Annotated in this window: 23 protein-coding genes and 1 pseudogene; 13 read left to right on the top strand and 11 right to left on the bottom strand. The window is 47.9% G+C overall.

Annotated features, from left to right (window positions below; translation table 11 throughout):
* Positions 1 to 2: 2 nt before the first annotated feature.
* Both G9G54_RS18710 and G9G54_RS18705 read right to left on the bottom strand, forming a co-directional pair.
* Positions 3 to 983, bottom strand: coding sequence for a polysaccharide biosynthesis protein (locus G9G54_RS18710; protein WP_165179175.1), 981 nt, complete (start codon positions 981 to 983; stop codon positions 3 to 5).
* 18 nt (positions 984 to 1,001) lie between these two features.
* The gene (locus G9G54_RS18705) at positions 1,002 to 1,709 is read right to left on the bottom strand and encodes a glycosyltransferase family A protein (RefSeq protein ID WP_165179174.1); all 708 of its coding nucleotides are present in this window, start codon (positions 1,707 to 1,709) and stop codon (positions 1,002 to 1,004) included.
* Between the two features lie 215 nt (positions 1,710 to 1,924).
* On the opposite strand from G9G54_RS18705, the gene G9G54_RS18700 reads away from it, so the two are divergent.
* Together G9G54_RS18700 and G9G54_RS18695 are read left to right on the top strand one after the other, a co-directional pair.
* The gene (locus G9G54_RS18700) at positions 1,925 to 2,638 is read left to right on the top strand and encodes a GT-D fold domain-containing glycosyltransferase (RefSeq protein ID WP_165179173.1); all 714 of its coding nucleotides are present in this window, start codon (positions 1,925 to 1,927) and stop codon (positions 2,636 to 2,638) included.
* A gap of 256 nt (positions 2,639 to 2,894) precedes the next feature.
* Positions 2,895 to 4,022 (top strand): SGNH/GDSL hydrolase family protein, encoded by a 1,128-nt coding sequence (locus tag G9G54_RS18695; RefSeq protein WP_165179172.1) that lies wholly within the window; start codon positions 2,895 to 2,897, stop codon positions 4,020 to 4,022.
* A 222-nt stretch (positions 4,023 to 4,244) separates the two neighbouring features.
* On the opposite strand, the gene G9G54_RS18690 is transcribed toward G9G54_RS18695, so the two are convergent.
* Positions 4,245 to 4,661 (bottom strand): hypothetical protein, encoded by a 417-nt coding sequence (locus G9G54_RS18690; RefSeq protein WP_039272616.1) that lies wholly within the window; start codon positions 4,659 to 4,661, stop codon positions 4,245 to 4,247.
* A gap of 164 nt (positions 4,662 to 4,825) precedes the next feature.
* Here G9G54_RS18690 and G9G54_RS18685 point away from each other — a divergent pair, with 164 nt between their 5' ends.
* The 5 genes and pseudogenes from G9G54_RS18685 to G9G54_RS18670 all read left to right on the top strand — a co-directional run bounded on the left by G9G54_RS18685 (position 4,826) and on the right by G9G54_RS18670 (position 9,701).
* Positions 4,826 to 6,805 (top strand): methyl-accepting chemotaxis protein, encoded by a 1,980-nt coding sequence (locus G9G54_RS18685; protein WP_165179171.1) that lies wholly within the window; start codon positions 4,826 to 4,828, stop codon positions 6,803 to 6,805.
* Positions 6,806 to 6,861: 56 nt separating this feature from the next.
* Positions 6,862 to 7,038, top strand: coding sequence for a YjfB family protein (locus G9G54_RS18680; RefSeq protein ID WP_023990044.1), 177 nt, complete (start codon positions 6,862 to 6,864; stop codon positions 7,036 to 7,038).
* Positions 7,039 to 7,228: 190 nt separating this feature from the next.
* A complete protein-coding gene (locus tag G9G54_RS18675) occupies positions 7,229 to 8,584 on the top strand; it encodes a dipeptidase (protein WP_165179170.1) in 1,356 nt (451 codons plus the stop codon).
* A 247-nt stretch (positions 8,585 to 8,831) separates the two neighbouring features.
* Positions 8,832 to 8,963: pseudogene (locus tag G9G54_RS26155) on the top strand (putative RNA methyltransferase); the annotation flags it as partial.
* A 123-nt stretch (positions 8,964 to 9,086) separates the two neighbouring features.
* Positions 9,087 to 9,701, top strand: a complete 615-nt coding sequence (locus G9G54_RS18670) for a methyltransferase domain-containing protein (RefSeq protein WP_238808226.1) — start codon at positions 9,087 to 9,089, stop codon at positions 9,699 to 9,701.
* A gap of 70 nt (positions 9,702 to 9,771) precedes the next feature.
* On the opposite strand, the gene G9G54_RS18665 is transcribed toward G9G54_RS18670, so the two are convergent.
* The 3 genes from G9G54_RS18665 to G9G54_RS18655 all read right to left on the bottom strand — a co-directional run bounded on the left by G9G54_RS18665 (position 9,772) and on the right by G9G54_RS18655 (position 11,427).
* Positions 9,772 to 10,155: a hypothetical protein gene (locus tag G9G54_RS18665; RefSeq protein WP_185156315.1), complete on the bottom strand. Its 384-nt coding sequence runs from the start codon at positions 10,153 to 10,155 to the stop codon at positions 9,772 to 9,774.
* A 155-nt stretch (positions 10,156 to 10,310) separates the two neighbouring features.
* The gene (locus G9G54_RS18660) at positions 10,311 to 10,802 is read right to left on the bottom strand and encodes a hypothetical protein (RefSeq protein ID WP_013311697.1); all 492 of its coding nucleotides are present in this window, start codon (positions 10,800 to 10,802) and stop codon (positions 10,311 to 10,313) included.
* A 142-nt stretch (positions 10,803 to 10,944) separates the two neighbouring features.
* Positions 10,945 to 11,427, bottom strand: coding sequence for a hypothetical protein (locus G9G54_RS18655; RefSeq protein WP_165179168.1), 483 nt, complete (start codon positions 11,425 to 11,427; stop codon positions 10,945 to 10,947).
* A 492-nt stretch (positions 11,428 to 11,919) separates the two neighbouring features.
* Here G9G54_RS18655 and G9G54_RS18650 point away from each other — a divergent pair, with 492 nt between their 5' ends.
* From G9G54_RS18650 to G9G54_RS18640, 3 genes are all read left to right on the top strand, one after another.
* A complete protein-coding gene (locus tag G9G54_RS18650; protein WP_023990050.1) occupies positions 11,920 to 12,180 on the top strand; it encodes a hypothetical protein in 261 nt (86 codons plus the stop codon).
* Positions 12,177 to 12,578: a retropepsin-like aspartic protease gene (locus G9G54_RS18645; protein WP_103050086.1), complete on the top strand. Its 402-nt coding sequence runs from the start codon at positions 12,177 to 12,179 to the stop codon at positions 12,576 to 12,578. The genes G9G54_RS18650 and G9G54_RS18645 overlap by 4 nt, the downstream gene beginning before the upstream one ends.
* Positions 12,579 to 12,706: 128 nt before the next feature.
* Positions 12,707 to 12,955 (top strand): hypothetical protein, encoded by a 249-nt coding sequence (locus tag G9G54_RS18640; RefSeq protein ID WP_165179167.1) that lies wholly within the window; start codon positions 12,707 to 12,709, stop codon positions 12,953 to 12,955.
* 216 nt (positions 12,956 to 13,171) lie between these two features.
* Here G9G54_RS18640 and G9G54_RS18635 read toward each other — a convergent pair whose 3' ends face one another.
* Positions 13,172 to 13,399 (bottom strand): helix-turn-helix domain-containing protein, encoded by a 228-nt coding sequence (locus G9G54_RS18635; RefSeq protein WP_007431813.1) that lies wholly within the window; start codon positions 13,397 to 13,399, stop codon positions 13,172 to 13,174.
* A gap of 306 nt (positions 13,400 to 13,705) precedes the next feature.
* Between G9G54_RS18635 and efeO the strand changes: the two genes are divergently transcribed.
* From efeO to G9G54_RS18620, 3 genes are read left to right on the top strand one after another with little or no spacing between them, the layout of a single operon-like run.
* Complete coding sequence (gene efeO / locus G9G54_RS18630) at positions 13,706 to 14,584, top strand: iron uptake system protein EfeO (protein ID WP_165179166.1); 879 nt, start codon at positions 13,706 to 13,708, stop codon at positions 14,582 to 14,584.
* A 4-nt stretch (positions 14,585 to 14,588) separates the two neighbouring features.
* Complete coding sequence (gene efeB, locus G9G54_RS18625) at positions 14,589 to 15,953, top strand: iron uptake transporter deferrochelatase/peroxidase subunit (RefSeq protein WP_165179165.1); 1,365 nt, start codon at positions 14,589 to 14,591, stop codon at positions 15,951 to 15,953.
* A 24-nt stretch (positions 15,954 to 15,977) separates the two neighbouring features.
* Positions 15,978 to 17,807: an FTR1 family iron permease gene (locus G9G54_RS18620; protein ID WP_165179164.1), complete on the top strand. Its 1,830-nt coding sequence runs from the start codon at positions 15,978 to 15,980 to the stop codon at positions 17,805 to 17,807.
* A gap of 90 nt (positions 17,808 to 17,897) precedes the next feature.
* Here G9G54_RS18620 and G9G54_RS18615 read toward each other — a convergent pair whose 3' ends face one another.
* From G9G54_RS18615 to G9G54_RS18600, 4 genes are all read right to left on the bottom strand, one after another.
* Positions 17,898 to 19,310: an alanine racemase gene (locus G9G54_RS18615; RefSeq protein WP_165179246.1), complete on the bottom strand. Its 1,413-nt coding sequence runs from the start codon at positions 19,308 to 19,310 to the stop codon at positions 17,898 to 17,900.
* A gap of 83 nt (positions 19,311 to 19,393) precedes the next feature.
* Entirely contained in the window at positions 19,394 to 20,482 is a 1,089-nt protein-coding gene (locus G9G54_RS18610) for a Gfo/Idh/MocA family oxidoreductase (protein ID WP_165179163.1), read from the bottom strand.
* Positions 20,479 to 21,639 carry a UDP-glucuronosyltransferase gene (locus G9G54_RS18605; protein WP_165179162.1) on the bottom strand — a complete coding sequence of 387 codons (1,161 nt, stop codon included), beginning with the start codon at positions 21,637 to 21,639 and terminating at the stop codon, positions 20,479 to 20,481. Before G9G54_RS18605 ends, G9G54_RS18610 begins: the two co-directional genes overlap by 4 nt.
* 17 nt (positions 21,640 to 21,656) lie before the next feature.
* Positions 21,657 to 23,189 carry a hypothetical protein gene (locus G9G54_RS18600; protein WP_165179161.1) on the bottom strand — a complete coding sequence of 511 codons (1,533 nt, stop codon included), beginning with the start codon at positions 23,187 to 23,189 and terminating at the stop codon, positions 21,657 to 21,659.
* Positions 23,190 to 23,219 lie beyond the last annotated feature (30 nt).

Genomic DNA, 23,219 nt, shown 5'->3' with positions numbered 1-23,219 from the left:
CGTTACTCCATGCCTCGCAGTAGCTCAGCAATTCCAGCGCGATCCATTAACTCATCGTCCGAGCGATATTGATCAAAGCTCACTCGTTCCAATCCACCATATTGGCTCAGTAAGCGCTCGTCTGCTTGCTGGGGAAGAATAACAAAATAACGATCATCATAGCGATACGTGTGCGGCACCTCATAGGGTGAAATCAGCACCTCATGCAGTTTTTCCCCACCACGTATACCAATTTCCTTCACTTTCAACGCAGGCTGACCTGCCTGTTCTTTCATCACTTCTGCCAAATCTGCAATATTGCAGCCCTTCATTTTCATCACAAGTGTCTCTCCCCCAATCGCCGTGACAGAAGCCTTCAGCAGCAAGCCAATCGCCTCTCCGAGCGTGAGGAAAAAGCGTGTCATATCTGGGCTCGTCAGCGTTAAATCCTGCCCTTCCGCGATCTGGCGCTTGAACAGGGGTACCACACTTCCACTCGTCCCCAACACGTTGCCGCCACGAATACACACAAAGCGAGTACGCTCACTCAAAGTGTTGGCGCGGATCATCAGTCTTTCACCTATCGCCTTCGTCATGCCATATACATTCACCGGGTCTACCGCCTTGTCTGTAGAGACATCAATTACCTTGGCGACTCCCTGTTCAATACTGGCCCGAATCACATTTTCCGTACCGTGTACGTTCGTCTTGAAAGCCTCTTCCGGCTGTCTCTCACACACGGGGACATGCTTTAATGCCGCCAAATGGAATACATAGTCCACTCCGCGACATGCCTCCTGCAATGCCTGAAGATCTCGAATATCTCCAATCATGAAATTCAGGCGAGGATCAGATTGAAATTGCCGCTGCATGGCAATCTGTGCAAATTCACCGCGTGAGAAAATACGAATTTCCGCCGGTCCCTCCTTCAGCAATTCAGCCGTTAGGCGTTGCCCCCAAGATCCCGTTCCTCCGGTCACCAGCAGTTTTTTTCCTTTGAACAATATAATCTCCTCCTGCCGTTACGAATTAACAATGCCTGTTCCCAGAAATTCAGCCAGCACAGCATTCATTTCATTCTCTGACAGCCGATCCTTCGCCGGCACTTTTTTCACCGAAGTATTTGCGGCATGAATGACGTTCACATAGTTACGAAGTGGAATGACCTCATGCGGCAGCTCCGTTACATATCCATGCGTACCCTTCCCAGGAATGACGACACGGTAATCATTCAGAAAATCCTCCACTTGATAGCGAAACACATAAAAGGAAGGCGAACGGTGAAACACCGGTGCCATCTGCCCCTCAACCGCATCCCACAGGTAACCCATCTGGTTCACCAGCGCAACTGTCTCCGGTTGAAACTTGTAATCATGCAACTGTTGTACAAATGACTGGTGATACAAATCGTCGGAATCTATTCGAGCAATGAGCAGTTCGTCCGCGTCTTCGATATACGCATTGATACGACGTTTACTTTCAATGCTCGTACCAAAACGAATGCGGTCGGGAATGGGCTCATGCTTGGCCAGCTCCTCTTCCACGATGTCACTGCATCCGCCCGCCAGCTTGACGACAGATAGGAAATCCGCATTTGTCTGACTGAGCAGACTGCGCAGCGTAAAGGTTCTGAATATATCCAATCGCTCGCTTATCCACTCACGTGTCAGGCGGTTAGGATTCATCCCATAGTTATTAAAATTAATTTCAATTACAATCTTGCGATTCATTGATCTTCCTCCCTTTCAACCGTCTTCTCTCAAGTTATGAAGACGCTCCTGAAACGGCACGTACAGATGCAACGAATCTTGTAAAAATAGGTAGAATCCAAAAAGAATAGCCGTTCATACAAAAACCTTTTCGCTTCCGACATATGATAGAATACAAAGTTTTTTGATCCATATGAAAAGTTGAACAAGCAGGAATGACAGGGAGGAAACTTGATATGACGAATCCAAAGTATCTGGAGATTGACGAGGTACTGAAACGTTTGAAGCTGGCACTCGAACAACACCAGCCCTTTTCGCTCATACGTATTGGAGATGGTGAAAATTTAGTGTTGGCGCAGGACACCGTCTGGCCGATGGAAAAGGTATTACAGGAACGTTGGGCGGTCAAAGCCAATCTCGGTCAAAAGGGACTGTTTCTGCCGAACACGGAACTGCGAGATGCGGTGGCTGAGGCAGTGAGCAAAGCCAGTATTGCTGGCATTTTGCCATATGATGACGAATCTATTAAAGCACCATCCTATATGAAACGGGAGCTGACTGATCAGGTCTTTGCTCACTATGCTCTCTCCCCCGCGCTGACCTGTCACGCCTGCCTGAATCGGTATTTGGCTGAGACACCCGCTTTCTGGGAGATGCTGAAAAATCGACGCATCCTGCTGGTCACCCGGACGGCCGCTGAAGCAAAGCCTGTTCTTGAGGCTGATCCGTACAGGCTGCATATCGCCCACACGCTCGCATTTCATCAATATGAACAAATGCCTGAAACACTCCAATGGATCGGAGCACACAAAGATGACTTCGATATTGCGCTGTTCTCTTGTGGTGTCAATGCAGTCGTGTTAGCACAAAAAACAGCAGAGCTAACTGGCAAAATAGGTATAGACTTCGGCAAGGCGATTAATATCGTCATGTTTGGCAAAGCTAATTAATAGATAAAATAATATTTGTGAAAAAACTACTTAGTAAGTAATCTTTGCTCCGTATATCAAAAAGCACCCGCAAATTGAAATTTACGGGTGCTTTTTGATATCATATGTTGTCCTAAGTCCATGATCGAAAAGAATAATCCATATAAAGCCTTGGACCCTTGCTTGTTTAGAAATAGAATTTGAGATTCCCTGTCACTTCTTTTACAATATTACAGAAACTAGCATTCATTTAGAAATTATGAGGAGGATATCGAAAATGTCACATAACAAGAGATTGAAGACATACCCACTTGCTAAAGCAAAGCATGTAAAGGTTCATGGTCGAACTACGCAAACACGTAAACCTCTTACTCTGTTTTGGACAGGCAGTGGCATTGAATTGAATATCAAAGGCTCAGAGCTGTGGATTGAAATTGAGGCCGATTACCAGGTGTATGAACCCTGGATCAGTATTGTCATCAATGGTGTTCCGATGAGTCGCCTGATGGTGACCGCAGGACGACATTGGATCTGTCTTTTGAGAGGATTGAACCCTGATACGGTCAAAAATGTCCGTGTGGTCAAGGATGTCCAGCCTATGAGTTCGGACTCGCGCTGCTTGTTACAAATCCATGCCCTGAAGGTTGACGGGGAATTGCTGCCAGTCACTGATAAATCCCTCAAGGTGGAATTTATCGGTGACAGCATTACCTCGGGAGAAGGAACGATTGGAGCGAAGGAGGAGACAGACTGGGTTCCCATGCTGTTCACAGCACTACGCAATTATACAGCCATAACAGCCGAAGCACTGAATGCGGACTACCGAGTGTTATCACAAAGCGGATGGGGTGTCCTAACAAGCTGGGATAATAATCCGCATGCAAACATACCCGCATATTATGAGCAGGTATGTGGTGTGCTAACCGGTGAGAGAAATGAAGCATTAGGGGCATTTTCAGATCATGATTTTACCCCATGGCAGCCGGACGTGGTCGTAGTGAATTTGGGGACTAATGACGGGGGAGCCTTTTATTCTCCTGCATGGACGGACCCAGCAAGCGGGAAAGTGTACAAGCAACGCTTGAACGAGGACGGTACATTCAATGAAGAGGATTTACAAGCTTTTGAAAGCGCTATCGAGCGTTTTCTTGTCAAGCTTCGGACCTGCAATCCTGCTGCCCATATTGTGTGGGCCTATGGGATGCTGGGTACTCCGATGATGCCCTCAATCTACCGAGCGGTAGACGCATACAAAAAAAGAACGAGGGATCGGAATGTGTCCGTATTCCAACTGCCTAACACGACGGAAGAAACGATAGGATCTCGCAGCCATCCCGGGCTCTCCGCCCATGCCAAAGCAGCAGATGAGTTGACAGTGTATTTGCGAGAGATTCTAAAGAAATAGAATCCGAGAAGCACAATCAACTCTGTAGAACACGCTCATGAAGTAAATCACAACAACTAGGTCATTTGTGCTCTGGGTGTTGTTGCTAAGAATTATAGCCACGAGTCTGCGGCAGATGCCTGTCTATGCTCGTGGCTAGTTAAGCTTGGGCTCAGCGACCTATCCTAGGAGAACCACGAACAGGCAGCGAGCATTCACTAAAGAAATATTCACCTGATATATTTACAAAAACGGAGTCGAAGCGATGCCCGTGAACACCTCTGGACCATTACGAACAGTGGTCGATACACCAGAAATATAAGAAGAATATACGGTTTGTATTGCCCAGGGAGCGGACAGATCCTGTGCATTAAAAGCTTGCGTTTCATTAGATCCAGTCACGCCCAATACCCCCTCGGCGCGGTAGACTACTTCGCTCGGATTATAGTCGGCTCCACGCACAATTTCAACCGCATACGTATCACCAAGCTCACCGATCAGACCAATGGAACCACTAAAAGTTACAATCGGACCCGGCACAAGAAAGGTGCGCAGGGTGATCAAACCGAACCGCTCCGGTATAGGACCCAGCTGTATATCGGGACCCTCACCTGTTTTTGATGAATTGGTGGAGCTTCTCATATCCAGAAAAAAACCCATACCCTATCCCTCCAAATTGCAAGATACTCCATGCTATGCAAGAAATTCTTTAGCGTATTGGACAAATTAGTAATAAATCTATCAATTCAGCTCAAAATAACCGATAGTAATTACATATGGTATAAATATCAGAAATGAATATGTAGATAGAAAGCAGGGGTTTAATGAAACAACTGAAACGACTGAAAACATTAACACTACGCAAGAAATTGACAGCAGCATTTCTACTAGTCATGCTTGTTCCTAGTATTATTGTGGGCTCTTTCTCCTATCAGGCAGCGTACAACCAGACAGATCGCCAATTACTGGACAGTGCAACGTCTAGCGTTACCGCATCTGATCGTGCTGTTACTCAAACGATTCAGGCCAAAATTGCTGATCTCGAATATTACTCTACAACGATGACGGTTAGTGATAACAGTGCTGAAGCAGATGATGCCATTCTGAAAAAATTACAAGTATATTTAAAAATGCATGCAGAAGCTGTTGATATGTTTGTCGGAACTCCCGAAGGTAAACTCATTATTGGTAAAGCCGTAGGCTCCACAAACGATCCTCGTGAGCGTCCGTGGTACAAACAGGCCATGGAGAAACCCGGACAAACCGTAATCAGCCCTGTTGGACTCAATACGGCTAAGGTCCCCGTTGTGTATATTTCACGCACACTTCCCGACAACAGCGGCGTTCTTGGTCTTTCCCTGAACCTGAATAATTTAAAAGAAATCACAAAGTTAAAAATAGGACAAAATGGTTTTATTATGATATTGGATGGTACCAAACGTATCGTAACCCACCCGACAGAAGTCAGCGGAAGTACCAAAGTGGGGGAAACGATACCCAAACTGTTTGCCTCCGAGGAAGGTAGCTTTAGTTACGATTTTAATGGCGTAGACAAACACCTGATTTTCAAAACTAATGCGCTGACGGGCTGGAAAATTGCCGGAACGATGGACAAAGCAGAAACCAGTGCCTCCGCCCAGCCGATTCTTATCACGACGATCATTGTGTTGGTGATTGCAGCCATCATCATTGGTGTACTCGCAATGTGGCTAATCAGCAGTATACTTAAGCCCATCCAAAGATTACGTAATTCTATGGATGCCATCAGCAAAGGTAATCTTTCGATTAACGTAGCTACGACCAGCACAGATGAAATTGGTGAATTATCCAGATTTTTTCAAAAAATGGTAGATAACCTGCGTAACATGATTAAAGAAATTCAAGCGATGACGGGCAATTTGTCGGCATCCTCGCAAGAGCTTGCAGCAGGTGCAGAACAAACGACCCGGGCTATCGAGCATGTGACCATAGCCATTCAAGATGTGGCCGCAGGTAGCGAACGCCAAGTGGGCAGCGCTAAAGCTAATCAGACACGGGTTAGCGACATGGCAACAGACATCACCGCGATGACTGAAACTATGGCTGAAATGACCACTTACTCCACACAGGCCATTCAGGCGTCGGATGCAGGCAGTGAGCATATCGGCAACAGCGTCGTCTCCATTGACGGCATTCGTACTACCGTGGAAGAACTGGATACGATTATCGGTGCTTTGAGTGACCGATCTGGACGAATCGGAACGATCGTCACTGTCATTACGGAAATTGCCAGCCAGACTAATCTGCTCGCATTGAATGCTTCCATTGAGGCAGCACGCGCAGGAGAGCATGGCAAAGGTTTTGCTGTCGTGGCGACAGAGGTCCGCAAGCTGGCTGAAAACTCAGCTCATTCCGCACAACAAATTCGTGAACAAATTCAAGGGATACAGAACGGTGTGTCTGAAGCTCTGGTTGCTATGGAATCAGCGAAGGAACGCGTAAATGATGGTATCAATTCCATTGACCTATCCGGTCGCTCCTTCTCTCGCATCCGTAGAGCAGTAGCCAAATCAGCGAAGCAGCTTGATAACGTTGCAGCTTCTACCGCTGGCGTCGCAGATGGAACGAGTACAGTCGTCAGCAGCATGGAGGAAATTACACGCATCGCTGAAGAAGCGGCATCCCATACGGAGACCGTGTCCGCAGCCGCAGAGGAACAGCTCGCCTCCATGGAAGAGATCGGTTCGTCTGCCGCAGATTTGACCCATCTGGCAGAGCAGCTTCAAGATTTACTGACACAATTCCAATTGGATGAAACAAAATAACCATTCCAACCGATAAATACAGAGAAAGAGTCTTCACAATGAAGGAGGGTTGGAACATGGATATCGCAGCATTATCAACAGGTATGAGTCAGGCCAGCTTAGCTCAAGCCGTAAGTGTGAAAGTATTAAGTATGGCTAAGGATCAGGCCAGTGAACAAGGACAGGCTTTAGTGCAGATGATGGAAAAAAGCGTACAGCCTCATCTCGGGGGTCAACTGGACATTCGCGCATAAGTGCATCCATATGCTTGGTTAAGGGCGATTCTGCTCAGGTCTGAACAGACCCGGGTAGAATCGTTTTTTTATCTCCCTATTTTTCGTTCAGCACAAAACGTAGTAAACTAGACATATCGTCCACAACCTCGGTTCGGAGGATAGCGCAACATTCACACGATTTACATTGAAAAAGGAGGATACATAGTTTATGAGTTATTCCGAATATTTTGAAAAAGCCAGAGAGCAACAACTGGGCGAGTTACAGGAGTGGTTGTCCATTCCGAGTATCTCAGCATTATCGGAGCACAAAAAGGACATTAACCAAGCAGCTGAATGGCTGGCTGCCAAACTGACTGCTGCCGGTCTGGAAAACGTTGAAATCATTCCAACCAAAGGGCACCCGCTGGTATATGCCGATCATTTGCACGCACCTGGTAAACCAACGATCCTCGTGTATGGACACTATGATGTACAACCCGTAGACCCGCTTCACCTGTGGGAAACGCCGCCGTTTGAGCCATCCATCCGTGATGGAAAATTGTATGCGCGCGGAGCGACAGATGATAAAGGACAGGTTTTCTTGCACATTAAGGCAGTTGAGGCCATTTTGAAGCAGGAAGGCAAATTGCCGCTGAACATCAAATTCTGCATTGAAGGCGAGGAAGAAGTGTCCAGTCCGAACTTGCTTGAGTTTTTACAAACTGGAGCTGAACGTCTGGCTGCCGATGCTGTACTGGTGTCCGACACTTCCTTGATCGAAAAAGGGAAGCCTGCCATTTGCACAGGTTTGCGTGGACTATGTTCACTGGAAGTCGCCATTCACACGGCGAACACAGATCTACATTCCGGCTCTTTCGGTGGCGGCGTGCCGAATGCCCTGCATGCTCTGGTGTCCTTGCTGGCAACCCTGCATGACGACAAAGGCCGCGTTAGCGTCGAAGGATTCTACGACGATGTCGCTCCATTATCGGCAGAGATGAGAGAAGAATTCGTGAAGCAAGGCTTCAATGAGAGCAAGCTGCAACAAGATCTTGCACTTGATTCCCTCTATGGCGAAGAAGGATTCAGTTTCGTTGAGCGTGTTGGGGCGCGTCCGACACTAGAGCTGAACGGCGTATACGGCGGCTTCCAAGGGGAAGGCACGAAAACGGTCATTCCGAAAGAAGCTCATGCTAAAATCACGTGCCGCTTGGTGGCTAACCAGAACCCGCAAGACATTCTAGACAAAATCGAACGCCATTTGCGCGCTCATGTTCAGGCAGGAGCTACTCTGGATATTCAACAGGGTGAAAAAGCAAACGCCTTTAACATCGACCCGTCACACGCGTTTCTGCAAGCGGCAGCCGATGCTTTTGAGAAGGTATACGGTGTGCGTGCCCTCTTTACCAAAGATGGAGGCTCCATCCCAATCGTGGAAACCTTCTCCCGTGTGCTGACTGCCCCAGTCGTGCTGATGGGCTTCGGCTTGCCAGATGAGAACCTGCATGCGCCTAACGAGCATTTTAACTTGGATAATTTTGACAAGGGTCTCCTGACAATTGTAGAGTTTTTGAAATCGGTGTAAGCACATGACAACTTCTTATGGCTAAGTTACAATAGAGAGGGCGAAAGCCCTTTCTATTTTTTTTGGAGGAGCGCTACATAATATGATTATTCAGTTTATTCGTTTACGGTAATGTGAGGTACAGTTCATGAAAACCCAACCTATTTTTTCCAAAAAATAGGTTGGGTCTATTTGGCTGTGCCTTTTTTCATTCACCAAATACGAATGAACGGGGTGCTTTTCTGTGTCCAAATGGAATAAACACGAGATGAAGGCTGGCCTGATTGGTAAGCATGAACATCTCTTTAGGTGTCCTCTATGCTCTCAACCGATGCGTATGGTGGAAGGTAAAAGCCTCCTATGTACGAGTCAGCATTGCTATGATCTTTCAAAATACGGGTATTTACATTTAGCCGCCCGGTCCTATAAGACCAAATATGATAAACAACTATTTTCCTCCAGAAGAATGATGTGCAATAGCGGATTTTTCGATCCCTTAAATGAAGCGATAAGCAGCACTATAATGAAATTTATGAAGCCGCTGTTTGATCAAAAATCACACCTTTACTTGCTCGATGCAGGTTGCGGGGAAGGCACTCATTTGAGCCACATTCAGGATAAGCTGACTTGGAAGGGAATCACCGAGCTAACAAGCGTAGGTATGGATTTGTCTAAAGAAGGTATTATGGCCGCAGCCAAAGAATATCCTCATCCCCTCTGGTGTGTTGCTGATCTGGCTCATTGTCCATTTTCAAATCAACAATTTGACGGTGTACTCAATATTTTATCCCCTTCTAATTATGCTGAATTTACAAGAATTCTTTCGGAGGACGGCTGCGTCCTGAAAGTTATTCCCGAACAATATTATCTTCGGGAATTGAGATGCTTGTATGAACAGAAAAAGAATACGCCTGCTTATTCGAATGACAATATATTAAGCCGATTTAAAGATCATTTTAAACTTCTATCCGCCGAACGGGTAACCTATCGTTTTATGTTAAATGCCGACCTCTTGAAACCTTTGCTCCATATGACTCCCTTATCGTGGGGAGCTACGGAAGCAGACTGGCAGCGAGTGCAGGAAATAAATTTACCGTATGTCACAGTAGATTTGCTCATCTTATGCGGTAAAAAATAGATACTAAAAAGCATTCACAGCATGGGATCATCCATACTTCGTGAATGCTTTTTTACGTTAGTTCCGTCGCTTAAGAAAAACGGGTGTAGCGCAACAGGTGAGCCAGCCGATTGAGCCGTTCTATCTCCCGATCCAACTCATGCAGCGGCTGTCCAGCCAAAGCAGCGTTTGCTCTCATATCCCGGAGCGGGTTCATTTTTCGACCCATGAGTTTGAGAACCGTGGCCTTCCCCATGTTATTCACCACCACATATTGCGTTAGCGGGTCAAGCTCAATCCACAATACATGATGCTGAAAAAACGACAATAGTTGCTCTTTTAACGCCTCCAGCTCTTCAAGCTCACCTGTGATTTGCGGATGATGATGAAAAGCCACATAGCCCATCACCCGCAGGTCACTTATGATTTGTTCCATATGGAGCGTTTCGTGTATGTACACATTGTTCGTGCTCATGCGGTTTCTTGCACCATTCGTATGATCTTCCCGTATGACGTTCACCACCTGACTATCGTTATATCAAGATTGATCTTTCCCCTTTTTCACTATAGCGCAATCGGCTTTGAAAAGTCAGGACCTATACAAACCTTGCGAACAAAAAAACAACCGGCTTATACGCCAGTTGTTTCTCTTTCTACAAAATACTTATTGGTCATATAATGGGCCTTGCCTCTGGAAGTATCCACCATTCCCTTTTTATTATCGAGAAAAACAATCTCCCGGCATTTGGTGCAGTACCACTTGGTCCGCTTAAAGGGAGATTCTGTTACATACGATGTACCACATTTGCAATCTACTTTAATTAAGGTTTCAGTTGATTTGTAAGCCTGGGACAACTCTTTTAGGCCAGTATCCGGCTGTTGAATCGGGATAATAACCTCCTGATAGCTTGAATACTGATTATGCACCTTAAAATCAGCCACCAGTTCCGCATGCAGTCCAAAGTACTCTTTGCCAATCTCGGTTACAAATTTTTTGCCGATTCTGTAACACTCAAGCCATTCCTGTATCTGTTGATTAGACAAAGGCACTGTGCCCTTGATACCACTATTTAATGTGTAAGTCATGATGTATAAAGTATCATCTTGTCTATGTCCGTACATGAGAAGCCTCCTTATAATACACTTGATAATGTACTACAAAGCGTAAAAAACATCAATTTTATTATTTGGCAAAAGACCTAATATCATTTTGGTAGGCACACAAGAGGTGTGAGTGTATAGTTAGAAAGCAACTGACAATCAGTCAGTTGCTTTGTCTTTCCACATAGTATTTGTTGGTCATGTACCATGCCTTGCCTTTATCTGTATCCACCATGCCCTTTTTACGATCCAGGAACACAATGTTATTACACTCCTTGCATGACCACTTGGTTCTTTTGTGCGGTGACTCTTCTATATAGGAAGCACCACATTTACATTCTACCTGAATTAATGTTTTATACTGGCTGTACGCCTCTACCAGTGGGTCCAGATCTACAGCTTTGCGTTCCATTACAGGCTGTATTATGGATATGTGTTCTCTCTGCTCCGAGTATTCATTATGTACCTTGAAATCTGCTACCAACTCAGGGTTTAAACCAAAATATTGTTTCCCCACAACCGTTACAAACTTGCTGCCAATTCGATATGCTTTAATCCATTCCTGTACCTGCTTACTGGTTAGGTCGACAGTTCCCTTTATACCGCTGTTCAGCGTATAAGTCATCAAGTGTTGGTTGGGTGTCATATGTCTTAACGTTCACCTCCGATCAAGAATATACCACAGGTAGCTCTAGGCAAAAGCTACTTCCTACTACCTGAAGCAATGAGCTTTTTCTGCCTTGTGATTCTTCTTCAACACCTATATATAAAAGTATAGCTCAAAACCTGATCCATCTTCCATCCTGTCGTCATGCTGAATACTGCTTTTGTAGGGATTTATATTCTTAGACTATCACCAGATGCATTTCTATCTTAGTATAACTTTGTGGTACAGTCTTATGTTTTGATCACTCCTGTTAGTTGCACTATGATCTCTAATGGTAGTTTCTTCCTTCTATATATAGTACATCATTTACACGCAAATTCCCACATATTTCAGCGGTTATTCTGTAAAACAAAAGCCTTCATCCTTTTTAAAAGGGTTACGGGACTGATCACATGGTAGAGGTTACTGCTTCCTTGCCGTCCCCCCGATTATGTTATAATAAAATAAAGCAAAAAGAGCGAGGTGAAGTCGATGAAATGGGAAGAAATTGCCGAATCACATCCAAGGCGATTTGTGTTGGTTGAGGCTATAAAAGCCAGTTCCAATAACCGCGTGCGCAATCTTGAAGACATGGCGGTTATTCAGGATTACGATAACCCAAAAGATGCATGGAGCGGGTATAAACATTTTCACAAACTGTATCCGTCACGCGAACTGTATGTGTTCCATACCAGTCGATCCGATGTCGAGGTTGTAGAAGAGTTTTTCTCAGGAGTACGGCAGCGTACATGAAGATTAACCTTCATAATGGTTTGCCAATTGTTTCCTTAACATTGAGACATCACGACCAAACTGCTCTATTACCAAACGTATTGTTCGATACAGGGTGCGCTGCAACAGTGTTTGATACGGATTTACTTGCCCAAATCGGCATTCACATTGATTTCATTAACGGGAGAGCAAAGCGGATGTACGGGGTGGGCGGTACAAGTGAAATTTGCTACGAACAGGTAATTCCTCATCTAAAAATCGGTCATATTCAATTAGATACATTTCCAATTCAACTAAGCTCTATTCAAGAGCCGTATGGATTTGATGGCATATTAGGCATTGATTTTATGCTAAAAACAAAATTAATTGTTGACTTTGATTTAATGAACATCCACTCCCCACTTTCACCTTTAAAATAATTCCAAGCAGGTGGTCACATGTCTCTTCATTTAAATCTGATTACCATCATGCTCAGCCCGTAGAAGTATTACTTATACCCTTGGTTTCTCCTGCGGGCTGAGCCTTTGCCCAAGGGAGCGTGATGGTAATGAAACCTAATCAAAAAAATCGTAATCGAGCTTATTTTAGGCACCACAGAAAACGTGTTATTCAGCGTAAAAAACGGCTTTCAGCACACCGGGGATGGGTCATCAAATTCGATGGTGTATTCTCCAAAGGAAAAATCCATTGTTCCTGCTGGATGTGCAGTAATAAAACAAAACGACTGGGCTATCCCAAATCAGAGCTAGCAAGAATAGATAACTGCCGGGAACAGCTTCAGGATTATCGTTTCTAAACTAAAAAACGCTCAAAACAAGCGAATGTCCATTGCTATGACACTCGCTTGTTTTACGTTTACAATAGATTTTCCAGCTTCTTTCCTCAATTTGAAATATAGAATAAACTTGCTAGATTTGATCAGCTAACATACCACAAAACAAAAGCCTTCCCGACCACCCTTCACTGTCGAAGGATCATCGAGAAGACTTTGTACCCCGCAAGGAACGAGAGGTCAGATTTTTAATTCTCCAAGCCTGATTAATTCCACGACCGCCTGTGAACGACCTTTTACGTTCAATTTTTGCATCACATTGGAAATATGGTTTCGGACCGTTTTTTCGCTAATGAATAGCTGTCCGGCGATGTCACGTGTTGTTTTGTCCTGCACGAGCAGTTCAAATACTTCACGTTCACGGTGAGTTAACAAAAACTTGTTTTTGTGGTCGTTACCCTTCGTCAATTTCACCCCTCCTTGCTCGGGTTTTGTGTGGTGTAACAAGGTTAAGGGATACAGTCAACACATTTTATGTCATGTGCTCAGGTATGGTTCAATATGCGGATAAAAATGGGCATAGGCACCTTACTAACTCCCTTCGATGGAGGGTTGGACTCTGCGTCTAATTTATGTATTGACAGGCATATGGGCCAGCCTTATGATAAGAAAAACCGCGACTGATAATCATTATCAAAATAAAAATTCGATATAGATATCGCGCAACAGACTATGGTTCAAGGCCAGTTTGGCCAGAAAGGGTGTTCATTGATTATGAAACTACGTTATGCCGTACCGGCCGGAGTGCTGATCTCTTCTATTCTGTTCGCAGGTTGCGGACAAACCGGAACTGCTACTCAACAGCCTGCCGCAACGACCAAAGATGCAGGAGCAACAACACAGACAACGACTCCTGCCGCTTCTGCTCCTAATTTTGATCAAGCGGTAACAGCTTACCGCACCTATGCCATCGAGCAATGCGATACGTTTGTGAAGAAGACAGAAGAATTCACGAACGCAGTCAAAGCTGGCGAGCTGGATAAAGCCAAGGCGCTGTATGCTCCTGCACGTATGTACTATGAACGGATTGAACCGATTGCAGAAGCGCTGGGTGATCTTGACCCGAATATTGATGCACGTGACGGTGATGTGGATGCAGCGGATTGGCGCGGCTTTCACCGGATTGAAAAAACATTATGGGAAGAAAACACAACCAAAGGAATGGACGAGTTTTCCGACCGACTGCTGAGTGATGCCAAGCTGCTGCGCGCCAAAGTAGAAACAGTTAATATTGACGCCAGCCTGATGGTAACGGGTGCAGTGGAGTTGCTGAATGAAGTATCCACCTCGAAGGTGACCGGTGAAGAGGAACGATATTCTCATACAGATTTGTACGATTTTGCTGCCAATGTAGAAGGCGCACAAAAGATATATGACATTTTGAAAACAGATCTGAACCAAAAAGATGCGGCGTTGGAAAAACAAATCGGTGAGCGCTTTACGGCCTTGCAGCAGGAGTTGGCTCCTTTTAAGGACGGAGAAGGCTATGTATCGTATACAAAACTGAAACCGGGAGAAGTTAAAAAGCTGAGCCAAAACCTTGATGCTTTGGCAGAACCGTTGTCCCAAATGGGGAAATTGTTAGGAGTGTAATGATATGAAAGGCTTTAAGCGGCAAAAAGGGCTAGAAAAGCCGCAGTATGCGGAATCCCATAATGAACAGGGCGATCTGGTAAAAAAGGATGCGAAGCTAGTGGAAGATGAGCCGTCAGGAAAAAGCAAATCCGTATCACGCCGAGACCTATTGAAGCTGGCCGGGGTAGGTGGACTAGGCCTCCTGCTTGGCGGCGGGGGCGTGGGAGCCGTGCTGTCAGCCGGTCAACGTCTCGAAAGCATGATGACGGATGCGGATACCAAAGATGTAATCCCTTTTTACGGTAAGCATCAGGCAGGTATTGTGACTCCGGCGCAGGATTTCATCTGCTTCGCCGCTTTCGATCTAACAACCAGCGACAAGGAACAGGTACGCAGCCTTTTCAAAGCTTGGACGGAAGCAAGCGCTACAATGACTTCTGGCGTGCTGCTTGGCAACGATAATGAAAACCTCAACCTCCCTCCTTCCGATACGGGCGAGGCGGCAGGATTGTCGCCATCCCGCACGACGATCACCTTTGGTGTGGGCCCATCCTTTTTTGATGGAAGATACGGCCTGGCCGGGCTTAAACCTGTCGGGTTCCGTGAGTTGCCCCGTTTTCAAGGGGATGCCCTGGAGGAGCAATGGTGCGGCGGCGACATCGGAGTGCAGGTATGTGCCAATGACTTGCAGGTAGCCTTCCATGCCCTGCGTAATTTGGCACGTATCGCCAGAGGAACGGCGGTGCTTCGCTGGACGCAGGAAGGCTTCCAGCGGACAGCACAGGCCGATCCTGCGGGAAGCACACCGCGCAATTTGCTGGGCTTCAAGGACGGTACAGGGAACCCCGACACCTCCAAGGCAGGCGAGATGAATCGGCTGGTGTGGACACAGACCAGTGACGGACCAGCATGGATGGGCAACGGCAGCTATATGGCTGTTCGCCGTGTACGCATGCGGGTAGAGGTGTGGGATCGCTCAACATTGGGCGACCAGGAGGATACTTTTGGACGTCATCGCAGCAGCGGGGCCCCACTCGGTAAGGTCAAGGAGTTCGACAAGCTTGATCTGGCGGCCAAAAATCCGGAAGGCAAGCCGGTTACACCTCCCACCTCTCATGTGGCTTTGGCTCATGGGGACGGAAGCATTAATATTTTGCGGAGGTCTTATTCGTATTCAAGCGGATTGGACAAGCAAACAGGACAGCTGGATGCTGGGCTGCTGTTCATCAGCTATCAGCGTGATCTGTTCAAGCAGTTCGTTCATATTCAGGAGAAGCTTGCACGCAATGACAAGCTGAACGAATACATTGTACACAAAGGCAGTGCGGTGTTCGCCTGCTTCCCAGGTGTATCGCAAGGTGGCTACATCGGGGATACGTTATTTTAACAGCAGGCAAGGAAGGGGATTTATATGAATCGGCGCAATAAAAGCTTGGGGTGGGTGTTTGTGCTGGTGGCAGCTCTGCTGCTGACCGTAACTCCGTTCATTTCCGGCTCCGGGTCGGTCGCTTTTGCACAAACAGATGCCAAAGCTGTCACCAATGATCAGCTAATGCCTGTAGTGGGCGGAGCACTGGTAGAGGCGGGACAAGCCCAATGGACGGAAGCCTCCAAGGATCTGAAAGAATTCCGCACGCTGTGGGAGACCGCCAAAACAAATGGCGGAGATTCAGCTCACATCGAAGCTGTAGATCAAGCACTCACCGATGCGGAGCAGACACTCGCCAGTGGCGGCGGGGAACCAGCGAAAGCTGCCTTATCCGTGCTGGCGCGCTCGGTCAATGAGTACGTCACTGCTGCCGAAGGGGACAAACCAGCCCCGGCTGGAGCCAAAGCAGCGGAAAAACTGCTTCCCATGGCGAAGGGCAGTCTGGCCGCCATGCAAAAAGGCGATTGGGCTGCTGCCCGGGTGGATTACGATCGAATCGTCAAAGACTGGTATCAAGTAGAAACACCGATTCGTTTGGACAATTTTCCGGTATACAGTTCGCTCGAAACTAAAATCAGTCTCATCCGCATCTCCATGCAAGCTGAGCCTATTCGCCAAGAACAGGCTCTCAAGGAAATGCAGGAATTAACGACTCTGCTGTCTGATTATAGTCAGGGTAAATCTATGAACACAGGTCAAGGAACGAATGCAGGCAATACGGCTGCCGGAACGGCGAATGGTTCGGCAGCTTCCCTAGGCGATGCAGTCACCTTGCTCGAATCCGCACGCCAAAATGCTGTAGCTAATCAGCCAGAGCAAGCGGCTGACAAGGTAGTGCAGTTTATCGCTCTGTGGCCTTCTGTCGAAGGACATGTACAAATTGCCGATCCGACGTCTTACACTGCAATTGAAAATGAAATGACCGAGACTTCAGGATATCTGCTGTCTTCTCCACCGAATACGGACAAAGCCATTCAGACTCTTGATCAGATGCTGGACAGACTCCGTCCGTTGACGGAAGAACGTTCTTACACTGCGTGGGATGCTGCGCTGATTTTGCTGCGTGAGGGCCTGGAGGCCATCCTCGTGCTCGCAGCTCTGCTGGCGTATGCCAAAAAAAGCGGCGAAGCCGTGGCTGGACGGTGGATATGGGCAGGAGCCGGAACGGGGCTGGTGCTGAGCGGAATTCTGGCAGTACTGTTCACCACACTGGTGGCAGCTGCCGCATCAGGCAGCATGCGTGAGTTGCTGGAGGGTGTCACTGGGCTGGTGGCGGTCGTGCTGATGCTGACCGTTGGTAGCTGGCTGCATAGCAAATCCAATGCTGCCGCGTGGAACCGCTTTGTGGAAAACAGCGTGGGCAACGCGCTGGCACGGGGAAGCCTGTGGTCGCTATTTGCGGTTTCTGCGCTCGCAATTCTGCGTGAAGGAGCCGAGACAGCTATCTTTTATGTCGGTATGGCTCCAGCCATCGAAACCTCGCAATTGCTGCTCGGCATTAGCTCGGCGACGGTTGTTCTAGTCATTCTGGCGTTTGCGATCATTAAGTTCAGTGTACGGTTGCCGATTCGCGCATTTTTCCTGACTGCCACTGTACTGATTTACTATCTCGTATTCCGATTTCTGGGCGAAAGTATTCATTCGCTTCAGGTGGCTGGCAAGCTTCCGGGGCACACTGCCTCCTCGCTTCCGTCTATTAGCTGGCTGGGAATGTATCCAACTTGGGAAACCTTTGTCCCACAAATCGCTGTACTGATCTTTATGGTATGGCAGCTTGTGCGTCAGGAAATACGCAGTTCCAAGCAACATTAAGTCGATACTACCCTACTCATCATGTAAAAAACGCCAAATCACAGGTCCGATTTGTATCGGTTCCCATGAGTTTGGCGTTTTTTTACATACTTACAACACATCCTCAGGCAACGGAATCATGCGCTGATGACGCAGCAGGTCTGTGCGGTCACCGTGTTCACGAATGACATGCACCTCCCCACGAAAATCGAGCAGCTCCGCCGGGGTAGCATGTCCCAGAAATTGTAGTGGACTATAGCTTAATCCATAGGCACCTGCATTCGGAAAAACAATATAATCGCCCTCGTGAATCGGGGGAAGCTGCGCTTTTTTCACAATACAATCCTCGGGTGTACAAAGCGGACCAACAACGCTTACCGTCTCAAGCTCTATGGATGCCTCTTCCAGAGGCCCTCCTACTCGGTTTGCAACCTCTTCTAGTGATTGTTCGACAGCAACAGCCGTTTGAGCAGAAGCGTCTCTCTGTCCCATCCGTAGGGTTGGTTCCACTTCTCGTTCTTTGGGTTCTTTCGATTCTCCCGCTTGCCTGCGCATAATTCGCACCGGGTAGTTGTCCCTAATGCGGCGTCCTCGAAAAGTAGCTGCGGCGTAGTGATTCATGCCACCATCAGCCACGACAAACTTCTCTCCCTTGGATTCCTTTGTATACAATGCTCGGCAGACATACATGCCCGATTGAGCAACCAGATACCTGCCGCTTTCGATGATTAGCTTAACCCCGGGCATGCGGGTTCGGGTCTGCTCCGCGAGTGTGTTCAGTCCGTCAATGACGTGATCCATATCGAGCGGCTCCTCATGAGCAAAATAAGGTACACCAAATCCGCCGCCCAAATTGACCGTATGCATCGCCACACCATACTGAGCCTGTACCCGTTCTGCCAACTGCAGCGTATTCGCAAATGAAGCTAAAATCTGATCCGATTTCAACATTTGCGTACCTGTGTATACCTGAATACCTTGAAAATGGACGTGTGGGCAATCTTCCAGCACCTTAAAAAAGTGATCCAGCTGCCCTTCATCCACTCCAAAGGGGCGCGGAACACCACCCATTTTAATCGTTGCTCCAGACAGATCGTTATCGGGATTGATGCGGACCGCTACCCTGACAAGCTGGCCCGTTTGGGCAGCAATGTCCTCCAGCAGACGCAGCTCCCTCACCGATTCGACATGAATACAGCCGATTCCATAGGCTATCGCCTCGTTCAGCTCGGCTACTGTTTTTCCCGGTCCGGCGTACAGCACGTCTTCCGCAGCATACCCGGCCTCCATAGCGACGAACATTTCTCCAGCCGAAGCAATCTCAACACCACAACCTAACGAGCGCAGCAACCCAGCCAAGGCTACGTTACCATTAGCCTTGAGCGCATAATGTACACGCACGTCCGGGTGCAATCGGGATAGCAACGAGCTGACGTGGGCATGCAGCGCGTCCCCGTCATAATAGTAAAATGGCGTCGGATGCTCGCCGAAACGCTCCAGTAAGGCTTCGTCCTTTTTATCCATCACCTGAGTTCCCCTCCTCTCTTTGCCTTGATACTCCGTATTTTGCATCATTTGCTTCCCTCCGCTCGAAAACACAATCATACTCATACTGCATAAATCGTCTCGCCCGAGCGTGCTGCTTCATGAATGGCTGCCAGCAGTCTGACGCGTTCAGCAGCCTCGCGAAATGGAATGGGCTCCGCTTCTCCCCGGATGATGTTACAAAAGGTATTCAACTGATTGACATAATAGTTCATAGGCTCGAAAACCGTTTTGGTATGCGAAGATGTCTGTGATAACACAGGCAGTGCATCCACATCCGTTATATTCGGCATGATATCCTTCTTTATTTCTGTCTTGAGTGTCATTTTATAAAAACCTAAATTGGCCCGAAAGCAGTCCTTTAAAGTGACTACTGCCGAATCAAAGGTCAGTACATGAGCACAGCGATAAGGGCGCTCAAATGAAAAGAGGGCAGATGCCTCCAATCCGCTCGGATAACGGGCTTGCGCACGAAATGTCCAGTCACAGCCATGAGGACCATCGAAATCCGATTGACTATGGAATTCCGCCTGCTCTAATCCAACGACGGCTTGAAGCAGCTGTAGCCAGTACACGCCCAGATCCCAAAAGCATCCCCCACCCTGCTCCGGACGAGATCTGTAATTGTCCGCATGTCCTTCTTTTGCCGGAATGCATAGACTCGTCTCTATGGAGCGTAAGCGACCATAACGCCCCGATTCTACCATCCTCCGCAGTTCATGCTGCCAAGGATGGTGCTGCACCATCACTCCCTCCAGCAGGTAAGCGCTACTCTGTTCGACTGTCACTGCCAAGGGAGCCAGATCAGCCGTATTCAGGCATAACGGTTTTTCCACCAGCACATGCTTATGAGCCCGTAGTGCTTTGCCAATCCACTCGGCATGTAAGTCGTTGCTGAGCGCAATATATACAGCATCGATCTCCGGGTCCTTTAGCATATCCTCAGCATGCCGATAAACGACACTGACGCCAAAACGATCTGCCATTTCTCCTGCCTTGGCAACCGTGCGGTTCGCAAGCGCGGTCACGCGTGCCCCTGCAACATGTCGGATCGGTTCCAGCAACGCACGGGGAGCAATGGCAGAACAGCCAATGATCCCAAAGCGAATATCTCGCATCGCAGGCTCTTGCGCAGCCGCGGCAGCGTTCATAATCCCTGCTCCATTCCCGATGCTCTTGCCTGCATTTGTATGCTATTCACATACGACTCTATATAACGCGGCGTCCGACTGCGCAGCTCTACGATCCTCCGATGCATATCCTCCAGTATCTGAGCACTGCCGTCATAGGTTTGTATCCACGTATCGTATCGCATACCAAGTCCCAGCCGTTCCCATAGATCTGCATTATGCTTTTCATGCACACCAAATGGCTCCAGCATAATGAGTGGAGTGGCTGTAGCGAACGAGTCGGTTAGGCTGCCACCACCTGGCTTGCTGACAATGGCCTGGACACGACATGCTTGGTCCAGCATGCTATGGTAATCCGGTCCGACCTGATATACTGTCTTCTCGCCCCTTTTCACCTCTCCGAAAGGCGGAAATGTATGCTCCCCGGCTTCATTACGCTGCCATGTCCTCCACTGCGGGTCCATCTGAAAATAGCGTATACTGTCCCGCTGTTCATTCGGTTGATCCTGATCATACAACAGTAGATCCAGCTCCCAGCCCGCTTCTTCCAACCGTCCAACCTTGTCACGGTAGGTGCCCATCCCCCAACCGCCGCCATGTACGAATAAGCGGGATTGCCGTGCTTCAAACGGTACATACTCCACGGCCGGCACATCAATATAGTGGCTGACTCTATTCTTATCATTTTCAAAAAAGGTCATTTCTCCACAGCCCTCCGCAAAACGCGGGTTATGCTTGGCTAGATTTTTCCAAGAAGGAGAAGGTGTCGAATCCATGTACACGATGTCCACATGCACCGACTCCGGTTCTCTGCGCTTGCGATACTCCTCCAGTACATACATCCAATGACCGGATAAGCATATAAAATACCGCCGATCCTCCTTCATCCATTGGTTCAGCAGCACTTCCATTGCAGCGAGATCCAGTGAATTACGCATATCCTGCGGGACCTTTTGTGACATTAAGGCCACCGCAAAATTGTCATGGTAAGCTTTGCGGCTTTTGTCGACCTTGAGACGGGCCGATTCTGGCAGCACATTTTCAAATACATGAATCGCCGTATCCACGCCCAGCCTGCGAAGACCCGCTTGCAACAACAAGCCAGGGGTATAAAAGCCCAATCCGAAACCGGAACACAAAATCGTTACCTTCATAAGCTTATCCGTACTCTTACGCATGCTCATACGCCTCCCGTTTAATTCAGCACTGTAAAATGATGCTCTGCCAAAAAACGCTCCAGCTTTGTAGTCAATCGCATTTTATCCTCATCGCTCGCAGCAACCAGCTCTAAATAAAGACGCCCCTTACCTCGTGCCCGTTCGCTTCCAGCAGTTTCTTTTTTACCATTCAAGTCCGGCTTAGCCATGCCGTTCCCTTCTGATCCGCCATCGCTGGCCCCAATCCCGCTCACACGAACCTGCTTGGCAGGCGATCTGCCTCCGCGCCCGGTTGCATTTCTGCTTGGCGTGCTTGTATGGCCCACAATCTTGTTCTCGCCATCTCGTCCACCTGTGTTCACATATAATGTATTGGCACCCAGAGGCATGACACCTTCTTCACGTTCACCTGTGAACAACAATCCTTCACCTTTCAGCCCTTCCAGCAGTTCTTCATAGGATAAACTGCCATCATGGGACAGTGAATAATTCGTCAGCGTGCCACGCATATTTTTCCCGGCCAGAAAGGTATCGAGCTGATGCTTGATCAAACTCATCGACTTTCTGGCATTAATTTCGATAATAGGCTCCAGCTTCCCACCACGAAGTGTCATGGAATCAATGCATACATCGCCATAATAACCATCCTGATACAATTGCCGTCCCACATCCTGCATTAAGCTAAAATAGCCCTCGCGCTCCAGCCGCTCTAAAAAAGCCACGTCCGGCGACAAGGATTCCCGATAAGAGAATTGAGTATTAGCCAGCCATTGTACAGATAGGATATCGACACTTCCATCATCACCAATCGTAAATTGGCATGAAAAATCCTGCTCTTTCTCCTGAAAAGGCTCCAAAAGGAAAAGCACCTGTTTGCCTTTACGCTCCTGTCCACGCAAATACGATACGATCCGGTCCAGCATTTGTGTGGAGGTAATGTGCAGGTTTCCTTTGCCCGATACGCCAAAATCATCCTTGATTAAAAAGCTTCCATCCCGCAGCAGCTTACGCCCCGCCTCAGCGACATCTGCAAACGAAGTCACAATATAGCCCGGGTTGCGCAGACCGAGACTGCGTTTCAGATCAGAGGAATACGTTTTGGCATTTACCTTGCGAATCGTTTCCAGCGGCGGCTGATGCAGTGTTATACCCCAAGCACGTGCAGCCTCCTCCACATGCGGTAAACCCGCAAACGGGCTAAGCACACAGCCTTCCAGTTGAGGAAACCCCTCTCCAGCATCGGCCTTACGACTGCCCAGCAGTTCAAATACTGAAGCGGCTGATACGTTACCTGCACGCTCCATGCCGTCGGTCAAATCTCGTTCGTTGACAGCCGGATGAAAGCCCAACTGCGCGATATACTGACGATGTACGGGCGAAATGGCATAACGGGTCAATAACGCATCTCCTGGCTGGCAAAAGCTGAACAGCAGTTCATCCATGGCTGCTACAATCGCAGAAGAAGCCCGGTCAGGCAGGGCTGGCAGGGAAGCTAACTGGGCATCCCGCCAGTAAGCCTCCGCTTCGAACGTTCCCATATACAAATGACGCTGATTCGGTATCGCATTCATATGATTCGCTTCCTTTCCTGCTTCATTATT

The sequence above is a fragment of the Paenibacillus sp. EKM212P genome, from assembly GCF_011066115.1.
GTDB lineage: Bacteria > Bacillota > Bacilli > Paenibacillales > Paenibacillaceae > Paenibacillus > Paenibacillus polymyxa_B.
The sequence above is the reverse complement of the archived record's forward strand: the minus strand, read 5'-3'. Positions and strand labels throughout refer to the sequence as shown.